Origin of the sequence: Allobosea sp. CER48 (assembly GCF_044752385.1) — a bacterium.
Taxonomy (GTDB): Bacteria; Pseudomonadota; Alphaproteobacteria; order Rhizobiales; family Beijerinckiaceae; genus Allobosea.
This window is the reverse complement of record NZ_JBIWYK010000016.1, coordinates 1-16713: the sequence shown is the minus strand read 5'-3', so window position 1 is coordinate 16713 and position 16713 is coordinate 1. Positions and strand designations below refer to the sequence as shown.

Below are 16713 nucleotides of genomic sequence, written 5' to 3'. Positions count from 1 at the left end.
CATGTCGGCAAGCGGGAATCCGGCGGCCGCACGCGGCTGCATCTACATCCTGAATGGCCCCAACCTGAACCTTCTCGGGCAACGCGAACCGGCGATCTATGGCAGCACGACGCTGGCCGAGATCGGCGAGCGTTGCGCAGCGAAAGCGATGGCGCTCGGCTTCGCCGTCGACTTTCGCCAGACGAACTACGAAGGCGAGCTGGTCGAGAGCGTGCAGCAGGCGCGGCAGGAGGCCTGCGGCATCATCATCAACCCGGCCGGCTACAGCTTCACCTCGGTGGCGCTGCTCGATGCGCTGAAGATGTTCGAACGGCCCAAGATCGAGCTGCACATCTCCAACGTCCACGCCCGCGAGAGCATCTATCACAACTCGCTGGTCTCGCGGACGGCGACCGGGATCATCATCGGGCTCGGAGCCGCCGGGTACGAGCTCGCGATTCAGGCGATGGCCGGACTGGTGGACGCCTGACGATGGCCCTCGTCGCCGCAAGCCGGATGATCGGTTGCGAGCCGCGGCTTTCAGCGACGCAACATGTGCAGGACGGTGTCGATGGCAGCGGCCCTGCGGCGCACCAGCGCTTCGGGCGCCCCCATGTCGTGGCCGAACACCTCGCGAATGCTGGCGCGGTTCGAGACGTTGTAGAAGGCGAGCGCGCTGATCGTCAGATGGATGTCGAGCGCCTCGATCCCCGGCCGGAACGTCCCGGCCGAGACGCCACGCTCATATGCCTCGCGGATCATGTCGATCACCGAGAGATTGAGCGTGGAGATCCGGTCGGACGTCGCGAGATGCCGGGCGTGGTGGATGTTCTCGATCATCACCATCCGGACGAAATCCGGATTCTCGGCGTGGTAGTCGAAGGTGAAGCCGGTCAGGAGCGCGATCGCCTGCTCCGGGTCGAGGCTGGCGAGGTCAAGCCCGCGTTCGAAGCTGCGGATGCGCTCGTACATCTCCTCGAGGACGGCGCGGTAAAGCCCCTCCTTGTCGCCGAAATAATAGTAGATCATCCGCTTGCTGGTCGCGGTTCGGGCGGCGATCTCGTCGACGCGCGCGCCGCTCAGGCCATTCTCGACGAACTCCAGCCGCGCAGCCTCCAGGATACTGCGGCGCACCCCTTCCGGGTCCTGCGTCCAGGAGGCCGATTTCCGGCTCGCCGCATGCGGTTTGGTCGCTACCTTGCCCATTCTCTGCCCGTACCTGCCGTTTTGCCGGCCTTCGTAGGCGCTCAAATGGACGGCGCGGTTAATTTCGCTTGACCAAATGAACTAACTGGTACAATTACCATACCATCGGCCCCATGCAAGCTGCATGAAGGACTGACAAGGCCCTCGCCAGAAGGGCCGCCAAGACTGACAGGCCCGGATCGACCCCCTTTGAGAAGGTCGGCCGCTGGGAGGAGCGATGAACTACAAGCTCGACTTCACGCCCGTGATCGATGGGCTGCCCGACCTGCTGATGGGCTGCCTCGGCACCTTCCTGCTCGCGCTCAGCGGCATGGCGCTTGCCATCGTCATCGGCATCGGCGGCGTGGTGCTGCGGGATTCCCGCTTCGCGCCGGTGCGCTTCCTGGTGCGGGCCTTCGTCGAGATCATCCGCAACACCCCCTTCCTGGTCCAGATCTTCTTCATCTACTTCGCCCTGCCGCTGACGGGCCTGCGGCTCGACCCGACGCCGACCGCGATCATCGCTCTTGGCATCAATGGCGGCGCCTATGCCATCGAGATCATCCGCGGCGGCGTGCAGTCGATCGGCAAGGGCCAGATCGAGGCCGGTCTCGCGCTCGGCCTTCACCGCGCCCAGGTCTTCCGCCTGATCGTGCTGAAGCCGGCACTGCGGGCGATCTTCCCGTCGCTCACCAGCCAGTTCGTGCTGCTGACCCTGACCACCTCCGTCGCCTCGGCGATCTCCGCCTATGAGCTGACCTCGGTGGCGCAGCGCATCGAGTCCGACAGTTTCCGCTCCTTCGAGGTCTACGGCACGATCACGCTGTTCTACCTCGTCATCTCCTGGGTGATGATGCGCTTCTTCTCGGCGATCTCGGCCCGCTACTTCAGCTATCCGGTGAAGTGAGGGCGCCATGGGCTGGAACGAATTCCTCTTCCTCCTCACCGGCCTGAAATGGACCGTGGCGCTGTCGGCGATCGGCTTCGTCTGCGGCTCGGTTTCCGGCCTTGGCATCGCGCTGATGCGCACCTCCGGCAGGCCGCTGCTGGAGCGGCTCACCGCCGGCTACATCGCCCTGTTCCAGGGCACGCCGCTGCTGATGCAGCTCTTCGTCGTCTATTACGGCCTCGCCCTGATCGGGCTGAAGCTCGATGCCTGGGTCGCGGTCGCGATCGGCTTCACGCTCCATGCCAGCGCCTATCTCGGCGAGATCTGGCGCGGCTCGATCGAGGCCGTGCCGAAAGGCCAAACCGAGGCCGCCAAGGCGCTGAGCCTGCATTACGTCTCGCGGATGAAGGACGTCATCCTGCCGCAGGCGATCCGCATCTCGCTGCCGGCGACGGTCGGCTTCCTCGTCCAGCTGATCAAGGGCACCTCGCTCGCCGCGATCGTCGGTTTCACCGAGCTGACCCGGGCCGGCAACATCGTCTCCAACCAGATCTTCCAGCCGCTCCTCGTCTTCGGGATCGTCGGCATCCTCTACTTCCTGCTGTGCTGGCCGCTCTCGCTCTACGGCTCGCATCTCGAAAGGCGCATGGCCATCGCCGCGCGCTGAGCCCCCTTCACCGCCGCAACCAACCACCAATCACAAGAGGGAGAGAAACATGACGAAGATGAATTCCACCCGCCGCAGCCTGTTGATCGCCGGCGCCGCCGCGCTGGCCCTGCCCGCCCTGGTCGGCAGCCCGGCGCAGGCGATCACCCCGGCCGAGATCAAGGCCAAGGGCAAGATCGTCGTCGGCATCCAGGGCGACAATCCGCCGTGGGGCTTCGTCACCAGCGCCGGCAAGCAGGACGGGCTCGACGCCGACATCGCCACGCTCTTCGCCAAGGAGCTCGGCGTGCAGGTCGAGTTCGTGCCGCTCGAGGTCAACAACCGCATCCCGGCGCTGACGACCGGCCGCGTCGACGTGCTGTTCGCGACGATGGCGATGCTGCCGGAACGCGCCAAGGCCGTGCAGTTCTCGAAACCCTATGTCGCCAACACCATCGTGCTGATCGGCCCCAAGAAGGACTCGATCAAGACGAACGAGGATATGGCTCGCTACACGATCGGCGTCGCCAAGGGCGCGGCGCAGGACACGCAGGTCACCAAGAACGCACCGGCGAACACCACGATCCGCCGCTATGACGGCGACGCGCCTTCGATCCAGGCGCTGGTCTCCGGCCAGGTCCAGGCGCTCGGCGGCAACATCTTCTACATGCAGCGCATCGAGCAGGGCCGCCCCGGCGAGTTCGAGAACAAGCTCGAATTCCAGAACCTCTACAACGGCGCCTGCACGCGTCTCGGCGAGAAGGAGATCAACGCGGCGATCAACACCTTCATCGACAAGATCAAGGCCAATGGCGAGCTGCAGAAGGTCTACGACAAGTGGATGAAGGTGCCGGTGCACAAGTTCCCGGAGAGCCTCGAAGGCATCACCTTCACCGCGAGCTGACCGCGCGCGAGCTCCTCCGCGCTTCCTGAATCGCGGAGGAGCTTCAACGCCCCGTTCGAACGCATTCTCCTCACGCGAACCGGCGTCCACGTCGCTCGAAAACGCCTTGGGGACCGGAGCCAGGACCATGACCCAGCCAGCCGTCCAGAACGCCGCTGCGGCCGATGCCATGATCGCCATGACGCATGTCGAGAAATGGTATGGCGACTTCCAGGCCCTGAGCGACATCAACCTCGAGGTCCGCAAGGGCGAGCGGATCGTGCTCTGCGGACCTTCCGGCTCCGGCAAGTCGACGCTGATCCGCTGCATCAACCATCTGGAGAGCTACCAGAAGGGCGAGATCCGGGTCGGCGGCACCAGGCTGGGCGACGATGCCCGGACGATCGACGCGGTCCGCCGCGAGGTCGGCATGGTCTTCCAGCACTTCAACCTGTTCCCGCACATGACCGTGCTGCAGAACTGCATGCTCGCCCCGATGCGGTCGCTCGGCGTCAGCAAGGCCGACGCCGAGGCAACGGCGCGCAAGCTGCTCGGCCGCGTCAAGATCCTCGAGCAGGCCGAGAAATACCCGGCCCAGCTTTCCGGCGGCCAGCAGCAGCGCGTCGCGATCGCTCGCGCGCTGTGCATGAAGCCGAAGGTCATGCTGTTCGACGAGCCGACCTCGGCGCTCGACCCCGAGATGGTCAAGGAGGTGCTCGACACCATGATCGCGCTCGCGGACGAGGGCATGACCATGATCTGCGTCACCCATGAGATGGGCTTCGCCCGGCAGGTCGCGAACCGCGTCATCTTCATGGCCAGCGGCGCCATCGTCGAGGAAGCGCCGCCCGAGGAGTTCTTCCACAATCCGCGTCAGGAGCGGACCCGGAAGTTCCTCGGCGAAATCCTCCACAAGCACTAGAAGAGCTGCGCCGGGGAACAGCCCCGGCCTTGCAACGGATCGCGATCATGTCCCGCCTCGTCTACGTCCTGAACGGCCCGAACCTGAACCTGCTCGGCAAGCGCCAGCCGCATATCTACGGCCACGAGACCCTGGCCGATGTCGAGCGCGACTGCCGCAAGCTGGCGGAGGAGCTGAAGCTGGAGGTCCGCTTCCACCAGTCCAACCGGGAATACGAGCTGATCGACTGGATTCACGAGGCACGCGAGGACGGCGCCGGCATCGTCATCAACCCCGCCGCCTTCACCCATACCTCGGTCGCGCTGCTCGATGCGCTGAACACGTTCGAAGGCCCGGTGATCGAGTGCCATATCTCGCAGGTGCATAAGCGCGAGGCCTTCCGGCACCATTCCTATGTCTCGCTGCGCTCCGACGGCGTCATCGCCGGCTTCGGCACGCAGGGCTACCAGCTCGGGCTGCGCCGCATCGCCAAGCTGATCGACGACAAGGCCGCGTGAGGATCGATCCGATGGCTCCGGTCAAAATCGCGGTGATGGGAGCAGGCCTGATCGGCAAGCGCCACGCCGCCCATGTCAGGGCCCAGGAGGGCGCGCTCCTGTCGGCGATCATCGACCCGGCGCCGGCCGGGAAGACCTTCGCCGAAGAGATCGGCGTCGCCTGGTATCCGGCGTTCGGCGCCCTCCCCGCCGGCGAGAGACCGGACGGCGTCATCGTCGCCACGCCGAACCAGCTCCATGTCGCCAACGGCCTGGAGCTGGCGAGCGCCGGCATACCGATGCTGGTCGAGAAGCCGATCGCGGATAGCGTCGACAGCGCGCGCGAGCTGGTCCTCGCCGCCGAGGCAGCGGGCGTGCCGCTCCTCGTCGGCCACCACCGGCGGCACAACCCGATGATCCGCAAGGCGCGCGAAACCATCGATGCCGGGAGGCTCGGCCGCGTGCTGACCCTCACCGGCCAGTTCTGGCTGGTGAAGCCGGACGAGTATTTCGAAGTCGAGTGGCGCCGGCAGGAAGGCGCCGGCCCGATCCTCATCAACCTGATCCACGATATCGACCTGTTCCGCTATCTCTGCGGCGAGATCGTCGGGGTGCAGGCCCAGAGCTCGCATGCGGTGCGGGGCAACCCCGCCGAGGAGACCGCCGTCGCGATCCTGCGCTTCGCCAATGGCGCGCTCGGCACGGTCAGCGCCTCCGATACGGTCGTTTCTCCGTGGAGCTGGGAACTGACGACGGGCGAGAACCCGGCCTATCCGCGCCAGGACCAGTCCTGCTACCAGATCGGCGGCACGCAGGGTTCGCTGACGATCCCGGCGCTCGAACTCTGGAACCACACCGACAGGCGTGGGTGGTGGGAACCCCTGAAGCGTGAGCGCATCCCCTTCGTTCCGGAAGACCCGCTGCAGGCCCAGATCCGGCATTTCTGCGCCGTGATCCGCGGCGAGGAGGAGCCGCTCGTCTCCGGGCGCGAAGGCCTCGCGACGCTCGCGGTGATCGAGGCGGTGAAGCAGGCCGCACGCTCCGGAGGCCCTGTCGAAGTCGCCGCCGAGCCAACTCCGGCGAGGGCTTCGGCATGATCAAGGGCACGACGCGGCTGATCGGGCATCTCGGCTTTCCGACCGAGAGCTTCAAGGCGCCGATGATCTACAACCCTTATTTCGAGCGGGATGGGATCGACGCCGTCGTCGTGCCGATGGGCTGCCGCAGCGAGGAGTATCCCGATTTTCTCCGGCTGTTCTTCCGGCTGTCGAATGCCCATGGCGCGCTGGTGACCATGCCGCACAAGGTCACGACCACCAGCCTCGTCGACAGCCTCTCCGCGACGGCCGCGATCGCCGGCGCCTGCAACGCGGTACGCCGCGAGGCAGACGGTCGCCTCGCGGGCGACATGTTCGACGGCGAGGGCTTCGTGCGCGGCGTTCTGCGCAAGGGCCGCAAGCTGGAAGGTGCCCGTGCGCTGGTGGTCGGCGCCGGCGGAGTCGGCTCGGCGATCGCCGCCTCGCTTGCAAAGGCCGGCGTGGGCGAACTCGGCCTGTTCGATACGCAGGGGCCTGCCGCGGAGGAGCTGGGCCGCCGGCTCGCAACGCACTACCCTGCCCTGCGCATCTCCACCGGTTCAAACGACCCTGATGGCTTCGACATCGTCGTCAACGCGACGCCGCTCGGCATGAAACCGGGCGACCCCCTGCCGGTCGATATCGCCCGCCTGCCAGGCTCCGCCCTCGTGGGCGAGGTGGTGATGGCGCAGGAGATCACGCCGTTCCTTGCTGCCGCCCGTGCGCGCGGCTGCGTGGTTCAGGTCGGCACCGATATGCTTTTCGAGCAGATTCCCGCTTATCTGGAATTCTTCGGCCTGCCCACGACGACGGCCGAGGATCTGCGCGCTGTCGCGCGACTGGCTTGAGAGGAGACACTCCCGTGATTCCATCGATCGCCACCGTCTGCGTCTCCGGCACGCTCCAGGAAAAGCTCGAGGCCATCGCCGCTGCCGGTTTTACGGCCGTCGAGATCTTCGAGAACGACCTGATCGCCTTCCCCGGCTCCCCGACCGAGATCCGGCGGATCTGCGGCGATCTCGGCCTGACCATTGTCACCTGCCAGCCTTTCCGCGATTTCGAGGGCATGCCTGACGGTCGTCGCCAGCGCGTTTTCGACCGGGCCGAACGCAAGTTCGATCTTTTGCAGGAACTTGGAACGGACCTGCTTTTCGTCTGCTCGAGCGTCTCGCCCGAAGCTCTGTCGGGAATAGATCGTCTCGCTGCCGATTTCATCGAACTCGGCGAGCGGGCCGGCCGGCGCGGAATGCGCGTCGGCTACGAAGCGCTGGCCTGGGGGCGGCATGTCTTCGACTATCGCGACGCCTGGGAAATCGTGCGCCGCGCCAACCGTCCCGAAGTCGGCGTCGTGCTCGATTCCTTCCATATCCTGGCGCGCGGGCTCGACCTCGCGGCGATCGGCACGATCCCGCGCGACAAGATCGCGATGGTGCAGATGGCGGACGCGCCGCTGCTGCAGATGGATCCGCTCTCCTGGAGCCGGCACTGGCGCTGCCTGCCGGGACAGGGCGACCTCAACCTATCCGGCTTCATGCGCGCGCTGGTCTCGACCGGCTATGACGGCGTGCTCTCGCTGGAGATCTTCAACGACCGCTTCCGGGCCGGCTCGGCGCGTTCCGTGGCGCTCGACGGCCATCGCTCGCTGATCTGGCTGCTCGACGAGACCGCGCGGCAGACCGGCAAACCGGTGCCCGGCGCCGTGCCGATGCCGCCGCCGGCCCCGGTCGAGGCCGTCGAGTTCATCGAGTTCGCGGTGTCCGAGGCCGAGCGCCCCGGCTTCGAGAGGCTCCTGCGCGCGCTCGGGTTCACGCGCGCCGGCGCGCATCGCTCGAAGGACGTCGATCTCTGGAAACAGGGCGACATCCGCATCGTGCTGAACAGCGAGGCCGACGGCTTCGCCCATAGCTACCAGATCACCCACGGCACCTCGGTCTGCGCGCTGGCGTTGCGCGTGCCGGACGCGCAGGCGGCGATCGCGCGCGCCACCGCATTGCTGGACGTGCCGCATGCCGGCGCCGTCGGGCCGGGTGAGCTCGATATCCCCGCCGTGCGCGGGCTCGGCGGCAGCCTCGTCTATTTCCTCGACCACACCTCGGCGCTCGGCCGCTGGGCGGAGGTCGATTTCGAGGCGACCGGGGAAGCGGGGAGCCATGCCGGCCTCACCGGCGTCGACCACGTCTCGCAGAGCATGCAGTACGAGGAAATGCTGACCTGGCTGCTGTTCTACTCGTCGCTGTTCGAGACGAAGAAGGCGCCGAGCCAGGCGGTTCTCGATCCCGGCGGCGTCGTTCAGAGCCAGGTCATCGAAAGTGGCCTCGATGGCGAGCGTGGCCATGGGTTGCGGCTCATCCTCAACGGCTCGCAGAGCCACCGCACGCTCTCGGCCCGCTTCATCACCGATTTCTTCGGCTCCGGCGTGCAGCACATCGCCTTCGCGACCGACGACATCGCCGCGACCGTGCAGCGGCTGGTCGCCACCGGCGTCGCCATGCTACCCATCCCCGAGAACTACTATGATGACCTGGAGGCCCGCTCCGATCTCTCGGAGCAGGAGATCGAGGCGATGAAGGCGCTGAACATCCTCTACGACAGCGATGCTTCCGGCACCTTCCGGCAGGCCTATACGCAGACGCTGGATGGCGGGCTGTTCTTCGAGATCATACAGCGTGACGGCTATGCCGGCTATGGTGCGGCCAATGCCGGCATTCGCCTGACCGCCCAATCAAGGCTCGCGCGGCCGATCACCATCCCCGCGCCGAGTCATGGCTGAGGAGAAACCCGCCATGCCCGTGAAAGCCCCCTCGCCATGAGCCGCCTGATCCTCCCCTATGCCGCGCCGGACCAGGGCCAACCGACCTCGCTCTGTCCGGATTATCGCTCCACCGTGGCCCGCAGCCCGCGGCAGGCACCGATCCTCATCCCGCAGACGCTGACCGAAGTGACCGGCCCGAGCGACTGGTCGCGCCTGATGGGGCCGGCGATGGCCGACCTCACCACCCAGCACAAGGCGGAGCCGCAGGGCCAGCGCATCGTCGTGACCGGCCGCGTGCTCGACGAGGGCGGCCGGGCCGTGCCGAACACCGTCGTCGAGATCTGGCAGGCCAATGCCGCCGGCCGCTACATCCACGCCAAGGATGACTGGCCGGCGCCTCTCGACCCGAATTTCACAGGTGTCGGCCGTGTCGTCACCGATGAGCAGGGCCGCTATCGCTATGTCACGATCCGCCCCGGAGCCTACCCGTGGGGCAACCACAAGAACGCGTGGCGCCCGGCCCATATCCATCTCTCGTTGCTGGGGCCGGCCTTCGCGACGCGCCTGGTCACGCAGATGTATTTCCCGGACGATCCGCTGATCGAGATCGACCCGATCGCCAACGCCGTGCCGATGCCCTATCGCCAGCGCATGGTCTCACGCTTCGACATCGGCACCACCGTGCCGAACTGGGCGCTGGGCTATGTCTTCGACATCGTGCTCAAGGGCCGCGACCAGACGCCGTTCGAGGATGAGCATGATGACGACCACTGATCTGGAAAGCCGCAACGCCGCACCGCGGCAAGACAGCCAGGACCCCTCGATCTTCGGCCAGACGCCGTGGCAGACGGTCGGCCCCTATTTCCACTACGGCCTGCCCTGGAAGGGCGGCGCCGATCTGGTCGGGCGATCGGAGATGGGCGCCCGGCCGGACCTGATGCCGCCGGAGCATTTCCTGCTCTCGGGCTCGAATGTCTCAGGTCAACCCGAGGGCGAGGTCATCGCGCTCGCCGGCTGCGTCTACGATGCCGACGGCAAGCCGATCGAGGACGCGATGATCGAGATCTGGCAGGCCAATGCCAACGGGCGCTATGCCAGCCCGGACGATGACCGCGTGGACGTGGCGCTCGACCAGCATTTCGTCGGCTTCGGCCGCGCCTCGACCGACAAGGAGGGCGTATTCCGGTTCCGCACCATCCGCCCCGGCCGCGTGCCCGGCCCCGGCAACAGCCTGCAGGCGCCCCATATCGCGCTTTCGGTCTTCGGCCGCGGCCTGCTGAAGCGGTTGCCGACCCGGCTGTATTTCGCCGATGGCGAAGGCAACGAGACGGACCCGATCCTCGCGCTCGTCCCCGAAGCGCGCCGCCGCACCCTGATCGCACAGCGCAAGCCGGACGGCACGTGGTGGCTGGACATCAATCTCGCCGGCGAGAACGAGACGGTCTTCTTCGATTTGTGAGACACTCGCGTCATGCTCGCCCATGTGGCGGGCATCCACGACCTTGGGCCAGCGAAGACGTGGATGGTCGGGACAAGCCCGACCACCACGATAAAGCAGTCTTATCGAGCGATGCTCGTCTCGCTCAGGCCGCCTTTTTCCTTTCGGCGATGCGCGCGAGATCGGTCAGCAGGCGACGCGTTGCCTTGAGCCGCTGCTCGACCGTGTCGAAATCGTCGATGAAGACGACGCGCATGTCGGGGCGCACCTTCGCCAGCGTGCCCTGCTTGGCGACGAAGCTCACCAACCCTTCCGGATTGGCGAATTCGTTGTTGCGGAACGCGACGATGATGCCCTTCGGCCCGGCCTCTACCTTCTCGACATTGGCGCGCTTGCAGAGCGCCTTGATCGCGACGATCTCGAGGAGCTGGTTGACCTCCTCCGGCAGCGGGCCGAAGCGGTCGACCAGCTCGGCGCCGAAGGACTGCAGCTCGGCGTCGTCGTCCATGGTCGAGAGGCGCTTGTAGAGGGTCAGCCTCAGCGTCAGGTCGGCGACATAGTGCTCGGGGATCATGACGGGCGCACCGACCTGGATGGCGGGCGACCATTGCGTCTCGGTCTCGAACTCGATGCCTGCCTTCAGCGCCGCCACCGCCTCTTCCAGCATCTGCTGGTAAAGCTCGTAGCCGACCTCCTTGATATGGCCGGACTGCTCGTCGCCGAGCAGGTTGCCGGCGCCGCGGATGTCGAGGTCATGGCTGGCGAGCTGGAAGCCGGCGCCGAGCGTATCCAGCGATTGCAGCACCTTGAGGCGCTTGTCGGCCTGTTCGGTCAGCTTGCGGTTGGCCGGCACTGTGAAGAGTGCATAGGCGCGCGTCTTCGAGCGCCCGACGCGGCCGCGCAGCTGGTAGAGCTGGGCCAGTCCGAACATGTCCGCACGATGCACGATCAGCGTGTTCGCGGTCGGGATGTCCAGCCCGGATTCGACGATCGTGGTCGAGAGCAGGATGTCGTACTGGCCCTCGTAGAAGGCCGTCATCACGTCTTCGAGCGTGCCTGCGGCCATCTGGCCATGAGCGATGCCGACCTTGCACTCGGGAACCTGCTTGTCGAGGAAGTCCTTGACGTCGGCGATATCCTCGATGCGCGGCACGACATAGAAGGAGCGCCCGCCCCGGTAGCGCTCGCGCAGCAGCGCCTCGCGCACGATCAGCGGGTCGAAGGGTGTGACGAAGGTGCGGACCGCGAGGCGGTCCACCGGTGGCGTCGCGATGATCGAAAGCTCGCGTACGCCGGTCATGGCGAGCTGGAGCGTGCGCGGAATCGGGGTCGCCGACAGCGTCAGCATATGCACCTCGGCGCGCAGCTCCTTCAGCTTCTCCTTGTGGGCGACGCCGAAATGCTGCTCCTCGTCGACGATGACGAGGCCGAGATCCTTGAAGTCGACGCCCTTGCCGAGCAGAGCATGCGTGCCGACGACGATATCCATCGTGCCGTCCTTGGCGCCTTGCTTCACCGCCTTGAGATCGGCTGAGCCGACGAAGCGCGAGGCCTGCCCGACATTGACAGGTAAGCCGGCAAATCGATCCGCGAAATTGCGGTAGTGCTGGCGCGCGAGCAGCGTGGTCGGCACGACGACCGCGACCTGCTTGCCGTTCAGCGCGGCGGCGAAAGCGGCACGCAGCGCGACCTCCGTCTTGCCGAAACCGACATCGCCGCAGACGAGCCGGTCCATCGGCCGGCCGGCCGCGAGATCGTCGAGCACCGCATCGATGGTGTTCTGCTGGTCTTCCGTCTCCTCATAGGGGAAGCGGGCGATGAATTCGTCGTAGATGCCGTCGGGCGGCACGAGGCGCGGCGCGTCCTTGAGCGCGCGCGCCGCCGCGATCTGGATGAGCTTGCCCGCCATCTCGCGGATGCGCTGCTTGAGCTTGGCCTTGCGCGCCTGCCAGCCGCCACCGCCCAGCCTGTCGAGCTGGACCTCCGTGTCCTCCGAGCCGTAGCGGGACAGCAGCTCGATGTTCTCGACCGGCAGGAACAGCTTGGAATCGCCGGCGTAGTGGATCTCCAGGCAGTCATGCGGCGCGCCGGCGGCCGTGATCGATTGCAGGCCGATGAAGCGGCCGATGCCGTGATCGACATGAACGACGAGATCGCCCGGCACGAGCGAGGACAGTTCCGCGATGAAGTCCTGCGGACGCTTGGCCTTGCGGCGCGGGCGGACGAGGCGGTCACCGAGGATGTCCTGCTCGCCGACGACGGCAAGGCGGCCGGCCTCGAATCCGCTCTCGAAGCCCCAGACCGCCAGTGCCACCGTGCCGGGCTTGAGGTCGAAGGCCGCGCGCAGCGAGCCCGTCATCTGGACGCTCTTCAACCCGTGGTCTTCGAGCACATGCGCGAGGCGCTCGCGCGAACCTTCCGACCAGGCGGCGAGGATCACGCGCTTGCCATCGGCCTCCAATGCGCGGACATGGGCGACGGCCGCCTCGAACACGCTGCCGGACTCTCCGGCGCGCTCCGCCGCAAAGCTGCGGCCCTGCTTGCCGCCGAGGTCGAGGACGAGCTTGCCTTCGCTATCGGGCAATTGGAACGGGGTGAGCGTCGCAACGCCGGAGGCATCGACCACGCCGCGCCAATCGGCAGGCGAGAGATAGAGCGCGTCCGGCGGCAGGGGCTTGTAGGGAATGCCACCGGCCCCGCCCTGCTCCAGCGCGGCCTTGCGTGCGTCGTAATAGTCCTTGATCAGGCTGATGCGTTCGCCGATCGCATCCTCGGCCTGATGGTCGAGCACAACAGGCACATCGGGCAGATAGGTGAAGAGCGTGTCGAGCCTTTCCGCCAGCAGCGGCAGCCAGTGCTCCAGGCCGGCCGGCCGGCGGCCCTCGCTGACGGCTTCATAGAGCGTGTCGTCGCGGCCGGGCGTGCCGAAGGTCGAGATATAGGACTGGCGGAAGCGGCGGATGCTCTCGCTCGTCATCTGCGCTTCGGACATCGGCACGAGGTCGAGCCCGCGCAATTGCCCTGTGGTGCGCTGGGTCTCCGGATCGAAGGTGCGGATCGATTCCAGCGTGTCGCCGAAGAAGTCGAGCCGGATCGGCGCAGGCATGCCGGGCGGGAACAGGTCGACGATACCACCGCGGACGGCGAACTCACCGGTCTCGCGCACGGTCGAGGTGCGCAGATAGCCGTTGATGTCCAGCCAGCGCGCCAGCTCCTCGATATCGACCATGTTGCCGGGCGCGGCCGAGAAGCTCTCCGACGCGACTTTACCGAAAGCCGGCACGCGCTGGAGCGCGGCATTGACCGTGGTCAGCAACAGGCGCGGCCGGTCGCCCGACTTGGTCTTGGCGAGGCGGGAGAGCGTCGTCATCCGGTGCGCCACAATCGCAGGGGCGGGAGAGACACGGTCATAAGGCTGGCAGTCCCAGGCCGGGAAGCTCATCACCTCGAGGTCGGGGGCGACGAATTGCAGTGCGTTCTCAAGCACCTGCAGGCGCTGGCCGTCACGCGCGATGAAGACGAGCAGCGCCGGCCCTTCGGCCTTCCTGGCGCGGGCGCGGGTCAGGTCGGCGAGGACGACGGCGTCGAAGCCATCCGGCACGCCGGCAAGCGTCGGCTTGTCGCCGCGGTTCAGCGCATCGAGCAGGCGGTCGAGCTGGGGCTTGGCGATCTGGCTGGGAGGAGGAATGCTCATGCGATCTTCGTCAGTTCAATCAAGAGAGCCCTCATCCTGAGGAGCCGCGCAGCGGCGTCTCGAAGGATGCTTCGGCACGTTCCGGATCATCCTTGGATGACGCGCCTTGCGACACTCCTCAGGACGAGGGCCGAGGTTCAACGCCGGTGCCCTCATACATGGATCGGCTTCTCGTGATGGTGGAAAGCCTTGAGCTTGCGGAACAGTTCCGTGTCGTAGTTGTCGGGCACGGGCGCCTCGCCCGTCACCCAGCTCAGCAGGTCGCGGTCAAGGACCTCGATCAGGCGCTCGAACTCGTCGAGCTCGGCATCGTCGAAGCCTGCGATCGCGTCGTCGGCGAAGCGGCCCATGATCAGGTCCATCTCGCGCATGCCGCGATGCCAGGCGCGGAACAGGATCTTGCGGCGACGCGGGTCGAGATCGGCGCTGGAGCGGGTCGAGCCGGACATGGGAACCTCGGGCAAGAAAACTCCAGGCCGTAAAACCTGGGGGATGGCGCAATGATCAAGGGGCCGGCGCCGTCGCGGAGCCAGCCTGCGGCAGCTATATAGCTATTCGCCCCGGCGGAGTCAGCGGCCGATCCGCCGCACGCTTCGCGCTCCTGACAGATTCGCGAGACGATTTGCGCCCTTCGATCCTCGATCCGTTGTTCGCACCCGTCACGGCGCTTTCCGGCGTCGGGCCCAAGCTCGGCAAGGTTCTCGACCGTTTGCTCGGCGACGAGACGAGGCCCGCCCGCGTGGTCGACATGATGTTCCATCTGCCGAGCGGCGCGGTCGACAGGCGCCCGAGTCCGTCGATAGCGGACGCGCCGATCGGCGACATCGCCACCTTCACCGCCCGCGTCAGCGAGCATCGCGCCGCGCCCGCCGGCAAGAAGGCGCCCTATCGCATCATCGTCGAGGACGAGACCGGCGACGTCACGCTCGTCTTCTTCCATGCCGATTCCCGCCATCTCGCGCAGAACCTGCCGATCGGCGCCTATCGGATCATCTCCGGCAAGCTCGAACTCTGGGAGGGCATGCGCCAGATGGTGCATCCCGAGCGCATCCTCGATCCCAAGCTTGCAGCGACGCTACCGGCCTTCGAACCGGTTTATCCGCTGACCGAAGGCATCGGCGGGCGCGTGATGATGCGGATCGCGCAGGTGGCGGCGGAACGCTGCCCGGAGATGCCGGAATGGCAAGACCCCGCCTTCCTCGCCAAGGGCGATTTTCCCTCGTTCCGGGCGGCGATCGAGGCCCTGCACCACCCGGTCGATCGCAAGGCGGCCGAAGGAGACACGGTGGCGCGCCGACGCATCGGCTATGACGAGTTGCTGGCGAGCCAGATCGCGCTCGCGCTCGTGCGCCGCCAGCAGAAGAAGATCGCCGGCCGCGCCACCACCGGCGATGGCGGCATACGCTTCCGCATCCAGTCCGCCCTGCCCTTCGAACTGACCGAAGGCCAGCGCAAGGCGATCGCCGACATCCACGCCGACATGGCCAAGCCCGAGAAGATGCTGCGCCTGTTGCAGGGCGACGTCGGCTCCGGCAAGACGGTGGTCGCGCTGATGGCGATGGCCGCCGCCGCCGAGGCCGGCCGCCAATCGGTGCTGATGGCGCCGACCGAAATCCTCGCCAGGCAGCACGCAGAGAGGCTCGCGCCCTTGGCCGAAAAGGCCGGCCTGAAGCTGGCCTTGCTGACCGGCCGCGAGAAAGGCGCCGGCCGCAAGCAGGTGCTGGCGGGGCTGGCAGATGGGTCGATCGACATCGCCGTCGGCACGCATGCGCTGTTTCAGGAAGGCGTCGCCTTCCACGACCTGGCGCTTGCCGTCGTCGACGAGCAGCATCGCTTCGGCGTGCACCAGCGCTTGCTGCTCGGATCGAAGGGCGAGGCCGTCGACGTATTGGTGATGACTGCGACGCCGATCCCGCGGACGCTGGCGCTGACCTGGTTCGGCGACATGGATGTCTCGATCCTCTCCGAGAAGCCGGCCGGACGGAAGCCGATCGTCACCCGCGCGGTCTCGTCCGAACGCTATGACGAGGTCGTCGGCGCCATCGGCCGGGCCATCGAGAGCGGTGCGCAGGCCTATTGGGTCTGCCCGCTGGTGCAGGAATCCGACACGCTCGACGTTGCCGCCGCGCAGGAGCGCCATGACGCGCTGCGCGAGATCTTCGGCGACAAGGTCGGCCTGCTGCACGGGCAGATGCCCGGCCGCGACAAGGATGCCGCCATGGCCGCCTTCGTGGCCGGCCAGACGCGCATCCTCGTCTCGACCACCGTGATCGAGGTCGGCGTCGACGTGCCCAATGCCAGCGTCATGGTGATCGAGCATGCCGAGCGCTTCGGCCTCGCCCAGCTCCACCAGCTCCGTGGGCGCATCGGGCGCGGTTCGGCCGCCTCGACCTGCCTGCTGCTCTACAAGGGGCCTCTCGGCCCGATCGCAGAGGCGCGGCTGACGATCATGCGCGAGACCGAGGACGGCTTCCGCATCGCGGAGGAAGACCTGCGGCTGCGCGGCGAAGGCGAGGTGCTCGGCACCAAGCAGTCGGGCTCGCCCGACTGGCGCATCGCCCGCCCCGAGATCGACGGCGACCTGCTTGCGGCGGCGCGTGACGACGCGCGCCTGCTGATCGAGCGTGACCCGCACCTGGAGACGCCACGCGGCCAGGCGATCCGGGTCCTGCTCTACCTGTTCGAGCGCGACGTCGCGATCCGGTTGCTGAGGGCCGGCTGAGGCAGCCTTCAGTCGTTCCCGGCGGATGCGCTCGCGGCAGACGGAATGCGG

15 protein-coding genes are annotated in these 16713 nt (G+C 67.0%); 12 read left to right on the top strand and 3 right to left on the bottom strand.

The genetic code is table 11. The annotated features are described in order from the left end of the window. Window position 1 precedes the first annotated feature (1 nt). Entirely contained in the window at window positions 2-469 is a 468-nt protein-coding gene (locus ACIPIA_RS01515) for a type II 3-dehydroquinate dehydratase (RefSeq protein ID WP_400505995.1), read from the top strand. Window positions 470-519: 50 nt separating this feature from the next. Here ACIPIA_RS01515 and ACIPIA_RS01510 read toward each other — a convergent pair whose 3' ends face one another. Continuing rightward, a complete protein-coding gene (locus ACIPIA_RS01510) occupies window positions 520-1185 on the bottom strand; it encodes a TetR/AcrR family transcriptional regulator (RefSeq protein WP_400505993.1) in 666 nt (221 codons plus the stop codon). A 217-nt stretch (window positions 1186-1402) separates the two neighbouring features. Here ACIPIA_RS01510 and ACIPIA_RS01505 point away from each other — a divergent pair, with 217 nt between their 5' ends. The 10 genes from ACIPIA_RS01505 to pcaG all read left to right on the top strand — a co-directional run bounded on the left by ACIPIA_RS01505 (window position 1403) and on the right by pcaG (window position 10267). Further along, window positions 1403-2071 carry an amino acid ABC transporter permease gene (locus ACIPIA_RS01505; RefSeq protein ID WP_400505991.1) on the top strand — a complete coding sequence of 223 codons (669 nt, stop codon included), beginning with the start codon at window positions 1403-1405 and terminating at the stop codon, window positions 2069-2071. A 7-nt stretch (window positions 2072-2078) separates the two neighbouring features. Further along, a complete protein-coding gene (locus ACIPIA_RS01500; RefSeq protein WP_400505989.1) occupies window positions 2079-2720 on the top strand; it encodes an amino acid ABC transporter permease in 642 nt (213 codons plus the stop codon). A 49-nt stretch (window positions 2721-2769) separates the two neighbouring features. Then, complete coding sequence (locus ACIPIA_RS01495; protein WP_400505987.1) at window positions 2770-3603, top strand: transporter substrate-binding domain-containing protein; 834 nt, start codon at window positions 2770-2772, stop codon at window positions 3601-3603. 169 nt (window positions 3604-3772) lie between these two features. Then, the gene (locus ACIPIA_RS01490; protein WP_400505997.1) at window positions 3773-4504 is read left to right on the top strand and encodes an amino acid ABC transporter ATP-binding protein; all 732 of its coding nucleotides are present in this window, start codon (window positions 3773-3775) and stop codon (window positions 4502-4504) included. A gap of 47 nt (window positions 4505-4551) precedes the next feature. Continuing rightward, window positions 4552-5001, top strand: coding sequence for a type II 3-dehydroquinate dehydratase (aroQ, locus tag ACIPIA_RS01485; RefSeq protein WP_400505985.1), 450 nt, complete (start codon window positions 4552-4554; stop codon window positions 4999-5001). 11 nt (window positions 5002-5012) lie between these two features. After that, window positions 5013-6077, top strand: a complete 1065-nt coding sequence (locus ACIPIA_RS01480) for a Gfo/Idh/MocA family protein (RefSeq protein ID WP_400505983.1) — start codon at window positions 5013-5015, stop codon at window positions 6075-6077. Further along, window positions 6074-6904 carry a shikimate dehydrogenase family protein gene (locus ACIPIA_RS01475; RefSeq protein ID WP_400505981.1) on the top strand — a complete coding sequence of 277 codons (831 nt, stop codon included), beginning with the start codon at window positions 6074-6076 and terminating at the stop codon, window positions 6902-6904. Before ACIPIA_RS01480 ends, ACIPIA_RS01475 begins: the two co-directional genes overlap by 4 nt. A gap of 14 nt (window positions 6905-6918) precedes the next feature. Next, window positions 6919-8826: a bifunctional sugar phosphate isomerase/epimerase/4-hydroxyphenylpyruvate dioxygenase family protein gene (locus ACIPIA_RS01470; RefSeq protein ID WP_400505979.1), complete on the top strand. Its 1908-nt coding sequence runs from the start codon at window positions 6919-6921 to the stop codon at window positions 8824-8826. Window positions 8827-8862: 36 nt separating this feature from the next. Continuing rightward, entirely contained in the window at window positions 8863-9582 is a 720-nt protein-coding gene (pcaH, locus tag ACIPIA_RS01465) for a protocatechuate 3,4-dioxygenase subunit beta (RefSeq protein ID WP_400505977.1), read from the top strand. After that, the gene (pcaG, locus tag ACIPIA_RS01460) at window positions 9569-10267 is read left to right on the top strand and encodes a protocatechuate 3,4-dioxygenase subunit alpha (RefSeq protein ID WP_400505975.1); all 699 of its coding nucleotides are present in this window, start codon (window positions 9569-9571) and stop codon (window positions 10265-10267) included. The genes pcaH and pcaG overlap by 14 nt, the downstream gene beginning before the upstream one ends. A 124-nt stretch (window positions 10268-10391) precedes the next feature. Here pcaG and mfd read toward each other — a convergent pair whose 3' ends face one another. Together mfd and ACIPIA_RS01450 are read right to left on the bottom strand one after the other, a co-directional pair. After that, window positions 10392-13940: a transcription-repair coupling factor gene (gene mfd / locus ACIPIA_RS01455; protein ID WP_400505973.1), complete on the bottom strand. Its 3549-nt coding sequence runs from the start codon at window positions 13938-13940 to the stop codon at window positions 10392-10394. A gap of 152 nt (window positions 13941-14092) precedes the next feature. Continuing rightward, window positions 14093-14389, bottom strand: a complete 297-nt coding sequence (locus ACIPIA_RS01450) for an FAD assembly factor SdhE (RefSeq protein ID WP_400505971.1) — start codon at window positions 14387-14389, stop codon at window positions 14093-14095. Between the two features lie 173 nt (window positions 14390-14562). On the opposite strand from ACIPIA_RS01450, the gene recG reads away from it, so the two are divergent. Next, entirely contained in the window at window positions 14563-16662 is a 2100-nt protein-coding gene (gene recG / locus ACIPIA_RS01445; protein WP_400505969.1) for an ATP-dependent DNA helicase RecG, read from the top strand. Window positions 16663-16713 lie beyond the last annotated feature (51 nt).

Coding starts and splice junctions, on each gene's coding strand:
- ACIPIA_RS01515 (WP_400505995.1), top strand. CDS start 2: ATGTCGGCAAGCGGGAATCCGGCGGCCGCACGCGGCTGCATCTACATC.
- ACIPIA_RS01510 (WP_400505993.1), bottom strand. CDS start 1,185: ATGGGCAAGGTAGCGACCAAACCGCATGCGGCGAGCCGGAAATCGGCC.
- ACIPIA_RS01505 (WP_400505991.1), top strand. CDS start 1,403: ATGAACTACAAGCTCGACTTCACGCCCGTGATCGATGGGCTGCCCGAC.
- ACIPIA_RS01500 (WP_400505989.1), top strand. CDS start 2,079: ATGGGCTGGAACGAATTCCTCTTCCTCCTCACCGGCCTGAAATGGACC.
- ACIPIA_RS01495 (WP_400505987.1), top strand. CDS start 2,770: ATGACGAAGATGAATTCCACCCGCCGCAGCCTGTTGATCGCCGGCGCC.
- ACIPIA_RS01490 (WP_400505997.1), top strand. CDS start 3,773: ATGATCGCCATGACGCATGTCGAGAAATGGTATGGCGACTTCCAGGCC.
- aroQ (WP_400505985.1), top strand. CDS start 4,552: ATGTCCCGCCTCGTCTACGTCCTGAACGGCCCGAACCTGAACCTGCTC.
- ACIPIA_RS01480 (WP_400505983.1), top strand. CDS start 5,013: ATGGCTCCGGTCAAAATCGCGGTGATGGGAGCAGGCCTGATCGGCAAG.
- ACIPIA_RS01475 (WP_400505981.1), top strand. CDS start 6,074: ATGATCAAGGGCACGACGCGGCTGATCGGGCATCTCGGCTTTCCGACC.
- pcaH (WP_400505977.1), top strand. CDS start 8,863: ATGAGCCGCCTGATCCTCCCCTATGCCGCGCCGGACCAGGGCCAACCG.
- pcaG (WP_400505975.1), top strand. CDS start 9,569: ATGACGACCACTGATCTGGAAAGCCGCAACGCCGCACCGCGGCAAGAC.
- mfd (WP_400505973.1), bottom strand. CDS start 13,940: ATGAGCATTCCTCCTCCCAGCCAGATCGCCAAGCCCCAGCTCGACCGC.
- ACIPIA_RS01450 (WP_400505971.1), bottom strand. CDS start 14,389: ATGTCCGGCTCGACCCGCTCCAGCGCCGATCTCGACCCGCGTCGCCGC.